We start from the raw sequence: 12,771 nt of genomic DNA on the forward strand, positions 1-12,771 counted from the left end.
TCACTGGAAATTAAAGCGTTGAGCGCAAAAAACCAGCCACCCTGAGAATCGGAACGAAGGGGGCTGCTAATTACATAGGAATGCAAGCGTGACTGCACAATCGCCGCTCAGTGACAGCATCTTGGTAGCTTTGGGGGGCAATTTTCCGGGGCCGTGGGGAACTCCTCCCGAAACATTGCGGCGCGCTCTGCGCGCGCTGGAGGAGAAAGGGGTTGTCGTTGTGGCTGTGTCGCCCTTTTACGAGACGGCGGCCGTCGGCGCCGCACGGCAACCTCCCTACGTCAACGCCGTCGCCCGCGTGCAGACGAGCATCCCGCCGGCCGCGCTCTTGCGGCTTCTAAAGCAGGTGGAGGCACAAGCAGGGCGCCGTGGCGGCAGGCCCTGGGGCCCGCGCACCCTCGATCTTGACATCGTGGATTATAAAGGCCTCGTCATGCATGGGCCGAAGAGAAGCCTGCGCTTTGGCCACGCCGGTCCGCGTCCCCTCGTTTTACCACACCCGCTCGCCCATAAGCGGCCCTTCGTGCTCAGACCGCTGCTCGATGTCGCACCCGATTGGCGCCATCCAGTCCTGCGGCGGACCGCGGCCGAGCTTTGGCGGCGCGTGGCCCGCGGCGAACAGGGCAGGATTCTCAAGCGGCTCTAGCCCTTGCTCCGCTTGCCAGCCGGGAACGAACCGCCTAAATAGAGTTGAACTTTCTCGCCCTTACACAAGGATTAGCTGATGGCTCGCGTCACCGTCGAGGATTGCGTCGACAAGATTGAAAACCGCTTCGAGCTCGTCCTGCTGGCGAGCCATCGCGCCCGGATGATTTCCGCCGGTGCAGAAATCGTGGTGCAGCGGGACAATGACAAGAACCCCGTCGTTGCGTTGCGCGAGATCGCCGACAAAAAGGTTTCTTCCGAAGATCTCAAGGAAGACTTCATCCATTCCATGCAGAAATATGTCGAAGTGGATGAACCCGAGGCGGACGCCGTGCCGATGCTTTCCTCGGACTCGCGGATGCCGATCCTTGGTCAGGATGATCCGTCGAGCGATGCCACGATCGACAAGATGTCCGAGGAGGAGCTGTTGCGCAGGATGGCGAGCCAGGCACCCTCGGATGGCTCCAATGCGGGACCACGATCGCGCTAGCCTGAGTTCCCCTAATAGAAGTAGCGGCTACAGCCCTGCTTCTCGCCGCATTGTGTGCGGCGCGTTGTGTGCTGGGCGGTATCGATGACCCGCCAATACGAGCTGGTCGAGCGCGTAAAGAGCTATGAGCCCGGCGCCGACGAGGCGCTCCTCAACCGCGCCTATATTTACGCCATGCGGGCTCATGGCAACCAGAAACGCGCCTCCGGCGCTCCCTTCTTCTCTCATCCCCTTGAAGTAGCGGCCATTCTCGCCGAGATGCGTCTCGACGACGCCACCATCGCCACGGCGCTGTTGCACGACACCATAGAGGACACAGGCGCCACGCGCGACGAGATCGACGCGCTGTTCGGTCCCGAGATCGGCTCGCTGGTCGAGGGCCTGACCAAGATCAAGAAGCTCGACCTCGTGACCAAGAAGGCGGAGCAGGCCGAGAATTTTCGCAAGCTGCTCTTGGCCATTTCCAGCGACATCCGCGTGCTTCTCGTGAAGCTTGCCGACCGATTGCACAACATGCGGACGCTCGAGCATATGAAGCCCGGCAAACGACGCATCATCGCCGAGGAGACCATGGACATCTATGCGCCCCTTGCCGGGCGCATGGGCATGCAATGGTTGCGCGAGGAGCTTGAGGATCACGCCTTTCGTTGGCTGAACCAGGAAGCGTACTCGGCTGTCGTTGAGCGTTTAAAGATTCTCCGCGAACGCAACCAGGGCCTGATCGAGGAGATCGAGACCGGGCTGACGGCGCGTCTTGAGGAGACCAAGGTCGCGGGCGTCGTCGCGGGCCGCGAAAAGAAGCCTTACGCCATCTGGAGCAAGATGGAGCGCAAGCAGATCTCGCTCGAGCAGCTCTCCGACATTTATGCGTTCCGCATCATCGTGCCTGAAATCATCGACTGCTACCGCGCGCTCGCCGTCGTGCACACGACCTGGCACGTCGTTCCCGGCCGCTTCAAGGATTATGTCTCCAATCCGAAGCAGAACGATTATCAATCGCTGCACACGACCATCGTCGGTCCGCGCCATCAGCGCGTCGAGCTGCAAATTCGCACCGAGCGCATGCACTCCGTCGCCGAATATGGCGTCGCCGCGCATGGACTTTATAAAGACAGCACCAATGGCACGGGCCCTGCGAATGGCAGGCTCCCAAGCCAGGACAGCAACGCCTATCGCTGGCTGCGCCATCTCGTCGGAATTTTGTTGGAAGGCGACAACCCGGAAGAGTTCCTGGAGCACACCAAGCTCGAGCTGTTCCAGGATCAGGTGTTCTGCTTCACGCCAAAGGGCCGCCTCATCGCGCTGCCGCGCGGTGCGACGCCGATCGACTTTGCCTACGCCGTCCATACCGATGTCGGCAACACCTGCGTCGGCTGCAAGATCAATGGCCGGTCCATGCCACTCGCAACGGAGTTGCGCAACGGCGACGAGGTGGAGATCGTTTGCTCCAAGGCGCAGCGCCCGCCGACCGCATGGCAAAGCCTCGCCGTCACGGGCAAGGCGCGCTCGGCGATCCGGCGCGCGACGCGCGAAGCCGTCAGGGCTCAATACGGCAAGCTCGGTCGCGAGATCCTGACACGCGCCTTTGCGCGGCGCGGCAAGAGCTTCACCGACGAGGCCATCACCGCCGGTCTTGGCCGTCTGTCGCAGAAGACGGCGGAGGATGCGATTGCCGCTGTCGGCCGCGGCGAGCTGTCGTCCCTCGACGTTGTGCGTGCGGTTTTCCCAGGGGAGACGGCCGACGCGCCGAAGCGACGGCGCAAGGTGAAGCGCAACGACGAGGGCTGGTTCGGGCTCGGCAAGGTGATGGGACTGAAGTTCCGCTGGCCGGGTTCGAGCGCGCGCTCCAAGGCCGAGGGTGAGACCCAAAACGGCATTCCCATCCGCGGTCTCGGCGGCGATCTTCCCGTGAGCTTTGCCGATGGCGGCGCCGTGCCGGGTGATCGTATTGTCGGCATTTTGTCGCCGGGTCACGGCATCACCATCTATCCCATTCACGCCGAGGGGCTGAAGGCCTTCGACGAGGAGCCCGAGCGCTGGATCGACGTCACCTGGGATATTGATGAAGACGACCCGCAGCGTTTTCCCGCGCGGATCTCGGTGGCGGTTCTGAACGAGCCCGGTAGTCTTGCGCAGGTGGCCACCGTGATCGGCGAGGCCGACGGCAATATCGACAATATCAAGCTGACCAATAAGGTCCCCGATTACACCGAGATGCTCATCGATCTCGAGGTCTGGGACCTGAAACATCTAAACGAGATCATCGCCGGCTTGCGCGCCAAGGACGTCGTCAGTGACGCGAGCAGGGTGAGCGGCTGACGCGAGCCTTCGTGGGCGCCCGCAGTTCCTTGCTGCAATTCAACGCATGGCCTCTGGTCTCTGGAGCGAGGCCGCCTAAATATGTTAGGGGCTATCCGTCCTAAGGCTTCGACTTTCAGGGGCTTGGGGCGGCCCTACCGAGGTGATCATGCTGTTCCGGCGTCGCGAGGAAGAAAGCAGGTGGGAGCGCCTGCGGGTGCATCTATGGCCCCGGCGGAACTGGAAACGGTCGAGCCGTTATGTCGTCTATCGAGTGCGCCGCCTGAGCGCGACCCCGCATGCCGTGGCGCTCGGGTTTGCGGCGGGTGTGTTTTCCGCCATCACGCCGTTTCTCGGCGCCCACATGCTCATGTCGGCCCTGATCGCCTGGGCGATCGGCGGGAGCATCGTCGCCGCGCTGCTCGGGACTTTTGTCGGCAACCCGCTGACCTATCCGTTCTTCTGGTACATCACCTATGTCGCCGGCAACCTCATGCTCGGCAGCGGGTCGGGCGAGCATAAGATCGATCTCTCCGACGGTATCTTCCAGGCCTCCCTGGATCAGCTATGGCCGATCCTGAAGCCGATGTCTCTCGGCGCCATTCCGGTGGGGCTTGCCGGCGCGGCGCTCAGCTATGTGCTGGTGAAGCCGACGGTCGAGGCGTATCAGCATCGCCGCCGCGAACTTGGCGTTCGCCCGCGAGGCGAGGTCCTCGACGCACGATGAGCGGTATCCAACAATGAACATCGACAGGATCGCCGGCGTGGCGCCGATCCTCCTCGGCATCAACATCGATCACGTCGCCACCTTGCGCGACGCGCGCGGCGGCGGCCATCCCGATCCGCTGCGCGCGGCGATGGTGGCGATCGAGGCCGGCGCGGACAACATCACTGCCCACCTCCGCGAGGATCGCCGCCATATCCGCGATGCCGACATCGAGCGGCTGATGGCCGCGCTCACCGTCCCCCTCAACATGGAAATGGCGGTGACGCAAGAGATGCTGGCCATTGCGCTGAAACATCGGCCGCACGCCTGTTGCCTTGTGCCGGAGCGGCGCGAGGAACTCACCACCGAAGGGGGTCTCGACGTGAGCGCGCAGATGGCGGCGATAACGCCTTTCGTCGCGGAATTGCGGGCAGCCGGCATCCAGGTTGCGATGTTCATCGACCCGGACCCTGAGCAAATTCGGGCTTCAAGGAAGGCCGGCGCCGATGCCGTAGAACTGCACACCGGCACCTATTGCGAGGCGGCGCTGGGTGGCGACTCCATCACGCTGCAGCGCGAGCTGAAACGCCTGGTGGAGGGCGCGAGGCTGGCGGCGCGGGAAGGGCTCGAGGTTCATGCCGGGCACGGTCTCGATTATGAGAATGTGGCGGCGGTGGCAGCGATCCCGCAAATCGTCGAGCTCAATATCGGACATTACCTTGTCGGCGAGGCCCTTTTCGTCGGCCTCGGTGAGAGCGTCGCCCGCATGCGTGACATCATGGATGTGACGCGCGCGGAGGTGCAGGATACGGCCAACGAGTTGAGGGCGCGCGGCGCGTGATGATTATCGGTCTCGGCAGCGATGTGATCGACATCAGGCGGGTGGAGCGCACCATCGAGCGCTACGGCGAGCGCTTTCTCAATCGCGTCTTTACCGACACGGAGCGGCGCAAATCCGATGGCCGCTACGCGCAAGCGGCGTCTTACGCCAAGCGCTTCGCCGCCAAGGAGGCCTGCTCCAAGGCATTGGGCACCGGCTTCCGCCATGGCGTTTTCTGGCGCGACATGGGCGTGGTCAATCTCACGTCGGGACGCCCGACGCTGGCGCTCACCGGGGGTGCGGCACAAGCGCTCGCGCGGCTCACGCCTGACGGTCATGAAGCACGCATTGATCTTACGATTACCGACGATTTTCCCACCGCCCAGGCCATCGTCATCATCTCTGCGGTACGCGTCATCACGCGCGATTGAGCGGTTTGCCTGGAAGTGTGGGAGGGGCTATACGGGCCGGGCCCCCGCGGGGGAGGTCGGCGAGGAGCTTTCCCCATGAGTGTTGAAGTTGACGATCGGGAAGAGAGAGGCAGCGTGAAGGACACGATCCGCGTTGTTATCCATGCCCTGATCCTCGCGCTGATCGTGCGGGTTTTCCTCTTTCAGCCCTTCAATATTCCGTCCGGTTCGATGATCCCGACCCTTCTCGTCGGGGACTATCTCTTCGTCTCGAAATACAGCTACGGCTACAGCCGCTACTCCTTCCCCTTCGGACCGAACCTGTTCTCAGGGCGCATCTGGTCGAAGGAGCCCGATCGTGGCGACGTCGTGGTGTTCAAACTGCCGCGCGACAACGAGACGGACTACATCAAGCGCGTGATCGGCTTGCCCGGCGACGAGATCCAAATGCTGAACGGTGTGCTGCATATCAACGGCAAGGCGGTCGAGAAGACTCCGATCGACAACTATGTGGTGACGGAAGGCGCGCGCGAACGCCGCATGGCGCGCTATCGCGAGACCTTGCCGAATGGCGTGAGCTATACCGTGCTCGATACTGTGAAGGATGGCTTCGGCGACAACACCGAAGTCTATAAGGTGCCGGAGGGGCACTTCTTCATGATGGGCGACAATCGTGACAATTCCACCGACAGCCGCTTCCTCTCCGAGGTCGGCTTCGTGCCGTTCGAGAATCTGGTCGGCAAGGCGCAAATCATTTTCTTCTCCATGGGTGAGGACTCGCACTTCCTGGAATTCTGGCAGTGGCCCGAAGATGTGCGCTGGTCGCGCATCCTTCAGACGGTGCACTGAGCTTGCCGAAGAGGCGCGACACCGCAAGCCATCTCTCCAGCCGACTAGGCTACGTTTTCAACGATCCGGAACTTCCCCTGCTGGCGCTGACGCATGCGAGCTCGCGCGCCGGCCAGAAGCCCATCGAGGACAATGAACGGCTGGAATTTCTCGGCGACCGTGTGCTTGGGCTGGCCATCGCTGAGCTTTTGTCCACGCGTTTCCCCGAGGCACGCGAAGGAGAGCTGGCACGCTGGTTCAATCAGCTCGTGCGTACCGAGACTTGCGCCGCGATCGCGGAGGAATGGAAGCTGGGCGAGCTCATCACTATGAGCGGGGGCGAAGCGGAAAGCGGCGGCCGCAGAAAAAAGACCATTCTCGGCAATGCCTGCGAGGCCGTGCTGGGCGCCGTCTTCGCCGATGGCGGCTACGAGCCTGCAAAAACCATCGTGCATCGCTTCTGGTCCCCGCAGCTCGCGGATCTCGAAATCACCGCGCCCGATGCGAAATCGGTGCTGCAGGAATGGGTACAGGGAAGGGGTTTGCCGTTGCCGCATTATGTCGAGGCTGCGCGCAAAGGCCCGGACCATGCGCCCCGCTTCACGGCCGAGGTGCATATCGAAGGCGTGGAGCCCGAGCGCGGCGAGGGCGCCAATAAACGCGCGGCCGAGCAGGCCGCTGCACTCGCTCTCCTTTTGCGCGAAGGTGTATGGCAGGTCCCCTCCGATGGATGAGACCGAGCACAGATCTCCCGACGCAAAGACCGCCTGCGGCTTTGCCGCGCTGATCGGCGCGCCGAACAGTGGCAAGTCCACACTCACCAATGCCCTTGTCGGCGCCAAGGTCTCCATCGTCACCCACAAGGCACAGACGACGCGGGGACCGGTGCGCGGCATTGCGCTCATCGGCGAGAGCCAAGTGATCCTCGTCGACACGCCGGGAATCTTTCAGCCCAAGCGGAGGCTGGACCGCGCCATGTCCGCGGCGGCCTGGGACCGTGCCGGCGACGCCGATCTGATTGTGCTCGTGATCGACGCCAAGCGCGGGCTCGACGAGAGCGTGATTCCTTTGCTGCGGCATCTGCACCAGATCAAGCGCCCCACCATTGCGGTCCTGAACAAGATCGACCTCGTGTCGAAGCCTGAGCTGCTGCGCCTCGCCTCCGAGGTCTCGGCGCAATTCAGCTTCGATCAGATCTTTATGCTATCCGCCTCGACCGGTGACGGCGTCGCCGACCTGACAGCCTATCTTGCGGCCGCGGTGCCACCCGGGCCTTGGCTCTATCCGGCTGACCAGTTGACCGACGCGTCACTGCGGCAGGCTGCGGCCGAAATCACACGTGAAAAGCTGTTTCTCCGCCTCCACGATGAGTTGCCCTATGCGCTGACCGTCGAGGCGACGGAGTGGAAGGAGTTCGCCGACGGCAGCGTCCGCATCGCGCAGACGATCTTCGTCGAGCGCGATACCCAGAAGAAGATCGTTCTCGGCGCCAAAGGCGCGACGATCAGGGAAATCTCCATTGCCGCGCGCGAGGACATCGCAGCCATGCTGGAGCGGCCGGTGCATCTTTTTCTTTTTGTGAAGGTGCGCGGGCGCTGGGGCGAAGACCCCGAGCGCTATCGCCAAATGGGCCTCGACTACCCAAAAGGGAGATAAAGCGGGCAACAAGGCGTCGGGTCTCACCTCCCGGAACTGCCGGCCAGTGCCCACGTTGACTGCCCGAGCTACTTACAGAGGAGTCAAACCCATGAAATTCTTCGTTCCCGCAGTGGCTGCGGCGGCCCTACTTTTCGGCGCGACCGCGCTTCAAGCCTCAGGACCTTCCAGTACAACCGAAGGCGGCGCGCAAGGCCTTGGTACGCCGGGTGGTGCAGGCACCGGTGCCGGGACCCCGGATTATGGCGCGGCGCCGAACACGCCAGGGGCGTCTGACTATGCTCCTGGCCAGATGCACGATTACGGGTCGGCCTCAGGTACACCTGGATCCACCAGCAGCTCTCCAAGCGCCAATAGCACGGGCGTCAGCCCCAGCACTGGCGGCACGGCCGGAACTCTCAGCCCCAGCACCGGCGGCACAGCCGGTACCCTCGGGACCGGCGGATCGTCCGGCACGGGTGGTTCGGTCGGGTCCGGCTCGGCGGGCGCGGGCGGCAGCTCCGGTGGTGGCGGCAGCTCCAGCGGTGGCTAGTCGCCTTTGGACGTATTGAGTTTGGAAGGGCCCGGTCCAGCGCCGGGCCTTTCTTGTGCCTGCACCCCAAGAAGCTATAGCTTTGCGACATGGATTGGAGCGACGAAGGGATCGTCTTGAGCTGCCGCGCCCTGGGCGAAGCCAACGCGATCGTCGAGCTTCTGACACGCGCTCATGGCCGTCATCTTGGACTGGTGCGAGGAGGGCGCTCTCGCCGCGTGCGGCCATTGCTCCAGCCTGGAAATGTCGTGGCCGTCACCTGGCGGGCACGGCTCTCGGAACATCTCGGCAGCTTCACCATTGAACTGAGTGAAGCGCGCGCGGCCCTCATTCTCGACGACGAGCGGGCGCTCTCCGCGGTCACCTCGCTCGCCACTTTGGCTAAGCTGTTGCCCGAGCGCGACCCGCATAGGCAGCTTTACGCCACGGCCTTGCAGATTTTACGCGCCTTCGACGACGAACTCCTGTGGCCCGCGCTGCTAGTGCACTGGGAGATGATGCTGTTGCAGGATCTCGGCTTTGGCATCGATCTGTCGGAATGTGCTGCGACCGGAACCGATATCGACCTTGCTTTCGTCTCGCCGCGCTCGGGCCGTGCCGTATCGCGCGTAGCGGGGGAGCCTTATGTCGGCAAGCTCCTCAAGCTGCCGCGCTTTCTCGTGGACGAGGACGCCGGTATTGACGCGGGAGACATTGCGGCGGGCTTCGCGCTCACCGGCCATTTCCTGACCCGTGACGTGCTCGAGCCGCACGGGCTCGCAATGCCGCAGGCGCGCGAACGGCTCATCGGGCTCCTCGCCCGCACCCCTCGCGCCGCCTGATGAGGGCGCTCGCAATTCTTGCCCTCGCGCAACTTGTGTCGGCGTCCGCGCAGGCACAGCAATTCGACGTGGCATCGAGTGCCAGATCGACGATCGTCAATGAGACCAATGCCTATCGCCGGCAGAAAGGCCTGGCCGCCCTGAGCCAGAGCGCGCGCGCCAATCAGGTCGCGCAGGCCTATGCCACCTATCTCGCGCGAACCAACAAGGCTGGGCACCGGGCGGATGGAAAATCACCGCGCGATCGCCTGAGGGCAGCCGGAGTCCAAGTTTGCAAAGTCTGGGAGAATTTTTATCAGTCCTGGACGCGGCCTGACCCGGCGACGGCCAGCGCGGCCATGAGCAAAGCCATGGCCTATTGGAAGAAATCGCCTGGACACGAGAAGGGCTTGCGTTCGCCCGCCACCGAGATCGGCGTCGGCGTCGCCGGCTGGAAGCACGGCGATCGCTGGACCTATACCGCCATTCAGATGTTCGTCGAGCCTGACTGCAAGTGATGGCGCGAGCCGCGCTTGATTCAGAGCGCGCGCGCTTGTATCCCGCGAGGCATGGGAAAGAGAATAGCGCCGCCTGATTCGCAAGGGCCGATCGAGCCCGTCAACCTCCACGAAGCTCTCGAGGAGCGTTACCTCGCTTACGCGCTGTCGACGATCATGCACCGGGCGCTGCCCGATGTGCGCGATGGTCTGAAGCCGGTACATCGGCGCCTGCTTTACGCCATGCGCCAGCTGAAGCTCGATCCCGAAGGCGGCTTCAAGAAATGCGCCCGCGTCGTTGGCGACGTGATCGGCAAATATCACCCGCATGGCGACCGCGCCGTCTACGATGCGCTCGTGCGTCTCGCGCAGGACTTTTCCGTGCGCTACCCGCTCGTCGACGGCCAGGGTAATTTCGGCAATGTCGACGGCGATAACGCGGCCGCCATGCGCTACACCGAGGCGCGGTTGACCTCGGTTGCTGCCGTTCTGCTCGATGGCATCGACGAGGACGCCATCGACTTCCGTCCCAATTACGATGGCGAAGACGAGGAGCCCGTCGTCCTCCCCGCCAATTTCCCCAACCTGCTCGCCAATGGGTCGTCCGGCATTGCGGTCGGCATGGCGACCAATATCCCGCCGCACAACGCGGGCGAGCTCTGTGATGCCGCCCTGCATCTCATCAAGTTTCCGAACGCCACCGCGGACAAACTGGTCGATCTGGTGCCGGGCCCTGACTTTCCGACCGGCGGCATTCTGGTCGAGCCGCGCGAGTCGATTGTGCAGTCTTACAAGACGGGACGCGGCAGCTTCCGCCTGCGAGCGCGTTGGGAGCAGGAAGACACCGGCCGCGGCACCTACCAGATCGTCGTCACCGAGATTCCCTATCAAGTGCAGAAGGCCCGGCTCGTCGAGCGCATCGCCGAATTGCTCCAAGCGAAGAAGCTTCCGTTCCTCGCCGATGTCCGCGACGAGTCGACCGATATCGTGCGCCTGATCCTCGAGCCGAAGAGCCGCAACATCGATCCGGTGCTGCTCATGGAATCCATGTTCAAGCTCACGGAGCTGGAGACGCGGTTTCCGCTGAACATGAATGTCCTGAGCCGCGGCCAGGTGCCGAATGTGATCGGCCTGCGCCGGGCGCTGCGCGAATGGCTGGATCATCGCCAGGTCGTGCTGGTGCGGCGCTCGAAATTCCGCCTCGCCAAGATCGACCACCGCTTGGAAGTGCTCGCAGGCTACCTCATCGTCTATCTCAACCTCGACAAGGTGATCAAAATCATCCGCGAGAAGGACGAACCCAAGCCCGAATTGATGCGCGCCTTCAAGATGACCGACATCCAGGCCGAGGCGATTCTCAACATGCGGCTGCGGTCCTTGCGCAAGCTCGAGGAGATGGAACTGAGGCGCGAGCACGATGCGCTGACAAAGGAGCGCAAGGAGCTGAAATCGCTGCTTGGTTCCAAGGACAGGCAGTGGCGGCGGATCGGCGATGAGATCGAGGCGCTGAAGGCCCAATTTGGGCAGAAGACCGAGCTGGGCCGCCGGCGCACGAGTTTTGCCGAGGCGCCGGAGGGCGCGGACATCGATCTCGCCGAAGCGATGATCGAAAAGGAGCCGATCACCATCGTGCTGTCGGAGAAGGGCTGGATCCGTGCCATCCGTGGGCATCAGACCGCGCTCGACAGCCTCATCTTCAAGGAAGGCGATCGCCTCCAACGCGCGGTGCAGGCGCAAACGACGGACACGCTGTTGCTGTTTGCCACCAATGGACGCTTCTATACGCTTGGCGCGGACAAGCTGCCGGGGGGACGCGGCCATGGCGATCCGTTCCGTCTCATGGTCGACATCGAGGATGCGTCCGATGCCATCGAGATCTTCGTGCATGAGCCCGGCCGCAAGCTGCTCGTCGCAAGCACTAGCGGCCACGGCTTCATCGTGCCCGAGGACGAGGTCGTCGCCATGACGCGCAAGGGCAAGCAGGTCTTGAACATTCCGGACGGCGAAGAGGCCGTCCTGTGCACGCCGGTCGACGGCGACAGCATCGCGGTGATCGGCGACAATCGGAAGTTGCTGCTCTTTGCATTGAAGGAGCTGCCCGAGATGACGCGCGGCAAAGGCGTGCGTCTGCAGCGCTACAAGGATGGCGGGCTGGCCGACGCCAAGATCTTTAAGAAGAAGGAAGGGCTGCCTTATACCGACTCTGCAGGCCGCGACTTCGTCATCAGCGATCTGCGCGATTGGTGGGGCGCTCGTGCCCAGGCCGGGCGTTTGCCGCCGAAGGGCTTCCCGAAGTCGAACAGTTTCGGTCCGCGCTTTGGCTAGGCCGAATGACGGCTACTCGCAAGGCGCGTCGATGCGCACCCAGCCCTTCGAGGTGAGACGTTCCTGCGGCTGGAAGCGATTCTTGTAGCGCATCTTCCGCGACCCCTCGATCCAATAGCCGAGATAGACGAAGGGGTGTCCCTGCGCCCGCGCATAGTCGACATGATCGAGGATCATGTAGGTGCCGAGGCTGCGTGCGCTCAGTTCCGGATCGTAGAAGCTGTAGACCATGGAGACGCCGTCGCTGAGGCGGTCGCAGAGCGCAACGGCGATGAGCGGCGCGTCGCCGCCGGCTTCCGGATCCGGCTTCAGGCGATACTCGGTGATGAAGGTCTCGACCACGCTGTCCTCGACCATCAGCGAATAGTCGAGCACCGACATCTCGGCCATGCCGCCGTCGGCGTGACGCGCGTCGATATAGGTGCGGAAGAGGGAATACTGCTCGGCGCTCGGCGCGGGGGCCATGCGCGTTGCGACGAGGTCGCTGTTCAGGCGGCGGATTCGTTTCAGCGATTGCCCGGGATAGAACTCATCCACGAGGATGCGAACGGGCACGCACGCCGAGCACGCATCGCAATAGGGCATGTAGGCGATGTTCTGGCTGCGCCGGAAACCGCCCTTCAGGAGATTGTCGATCAGAAAATAGGGCTTGTCGCGCGTGAGGTGCGTGAAGAGCTTTCGCTCCAGCCGCCCCGGCAGATAGGGGCAGGGCTGCGGGGCGGTGATGTAGAACTCTGGAAAGTTGCTCTTGTGCTCTGTCATGC

At 63.3% G+C, this 12,771-nt stretch carries 13 protein-coding genes; 12 read left to right on the top strand and 1 reads right to left on the bottom strand.

The window, feature by feature from the left end:
• The first annotated feature begins 88 nt into the window (after positions 1–88).
• The 12 genes from folK to parC all read left to right on the top strand — a co-directional run bounded on the left by folK (position 89) and on the right by parC (position 12,007).
• Positions 89–646, top strand: a complete 558-nt coding sequence (gene folK, locus ACR2J1_RS06780) for a 2-amino-4-hydroxy-6-hydroxymethyldihydropteridine diphosphokinase (protein ID WP_434018576.1) — start codon at positions 89–91, stop codon at positions 644–646.
• 78 nt (positions 647–724) lie between these two features.
• On the top strand, positions 725–1,135 hold the full coding sequence (rpoZ, locus tag ACR2J1_RS06785; protein WP_434018577.1) for a DNA-directed RNA polymerase subunit omega: 411 nt from the start codon (positions 725–727) through the stop codon (positions 1,133–1,135).
• Between the two features lie 84 nt (positions 1,136–1,219).
• The gene (locus ACR2J1_RS06790) at positions 1,220–3,454 is read left to right on the top strand and encodes a RelA/SpoT family protein (protein WP_434018578.1); all 2,235 of its coding nucleotides are present in this window, start codon (positions 1,220–1,222) and stop codon (positions 3,452–3,454) included.
• Between the two features lie 148 nt (positions 3,455–3,602).
• Positions 3,603–4,160, top strand: a complete 558-nt coding sequence (locus ACR2J1_RS06795) for a DUF2062 domain-containing protein (RefSeq protein ID WP_434018579.1) — start codon at positions 3,603–3,605, stop codon at positions 4,158–4,160.
• Between the two features lie 13 nt (positions 4,161–4,173).
• On the top strand, positions 4,174–4,980 hold the full coding sequence (locus ACR2J1_RS06800; RefSeq protein ID WP_434018580.1) for a pyridoxine 5'-phosphate synthase: 807 nt from the start codon (positions 4,174–4,176) through the stop codon (positions 4,978–4,980).
• Positions 4,980–5,390, top strand: a complete 411-nt coding sequence (gene acpS / locus ACR2J1_RS06805; RefSeq protein WP_434018604.1) for a holo-ACP synthase — start codon at positions 4,980–4,982, stop codon at positions 5,388–5,390. The genes ACR2J1_RS06800 and acpS overlap by 1 nt, the downstream gene beginning before the upstream one ends.
• 75 nt (positions 5,391–5,465) lie before the next feature.
• On the top strand, positions 5,466–6,218 hold the full coding sequence (lepB, locus tag ACR2J1_RS06810) for a signal peptidase I (RefSeq protein ID WP_434018581.1): 753 nt from the start codon (positions 5,466–5,468) through the stop codon (positions 6,216–6,218).
• A gap of 2 nt (positions 6,219–6,220) precedes the next feature.
• Entirely contained in the window at positions 6,221–6,931 is a 711-nt protein-coding gene (rnc, locus tag ACR2J1_RS06815; RefSeq protein ID WP_434018582.1) for a ribonuclease III, read from the top strand.
• Positions 6,924–7,853, top strand: coding sequence for a GTPase Era (era, locus tag ACR2J1_RS06820; protein WP_434018583.1), 930 nt, complete (start codon positions 6,924–6,926; stop codon positions 7,851–7,853). Before rnc ends, era begins: the two co-directional genes overlap by 8 nt.
• 621 nt (positions 7,854–8,474) lie before the next feature.
• Positions 8,475–9,206: a DNA repair protein RecO gene (gene recO, locus ACR2J1_RS06825; RefSeq protein ID WP_434018584.1), complete on the top strand. Its 732-nt coding sequence runs from the start codon at positions 8,475–8,477 to the stop codon at positions 9,204–9,206.
• A complete protein-coding gene (locus ACR2J1_RS06830; protein WP_434018585.1) occupies positions 9,206–9,703 on the top strand; it encodes a CAP domain-containing protein in 498 nt (165 codons plus the stop codon). Before recO ends, ACR2J1_RS06830 begins: the two co-directional genes overlap by 1 nt.
• Positions 9,704–9,754: 51 nt before the next feature.
• Positions 9,755–12,007, top strand: a complete 2,253-nt coding sequence (gene parC / locus ACR2J1_RS06835) for a DNA topoisomerase IV subunit A (protein WP_434018586.1) — start codon at positions 9,755–9,757, stop codon at positions 12,005–12,007.
• A 12-nt stretch (positions 12,008–12,019) separates the two neighbouring features.
• Here parC and ACR2J1_RS06840 read toward each other — a convergent pair whose 3' ends face one another.
• A complete protein-coding gene (locus tag ACR2J1_RS06840) occupies positions 12,020–12,769 on the bottom strand; it encodes an arginyltransferase (protein WP_434018587.1) in 750 nt (249 codons plus the stop codon).
• Between the last annotated feature and the right edge of the window lie 2 nt (positions 12,770–12,771).

It is taken from the genome of Methyloceanibacter sp., assembly GCF_050999895.1.
Lineage (GTDB): Bacteria > Pseudomonadota > Alphaproteobacteria > Rhizobiales > Methyloligellaceae > Methyloceanibacter.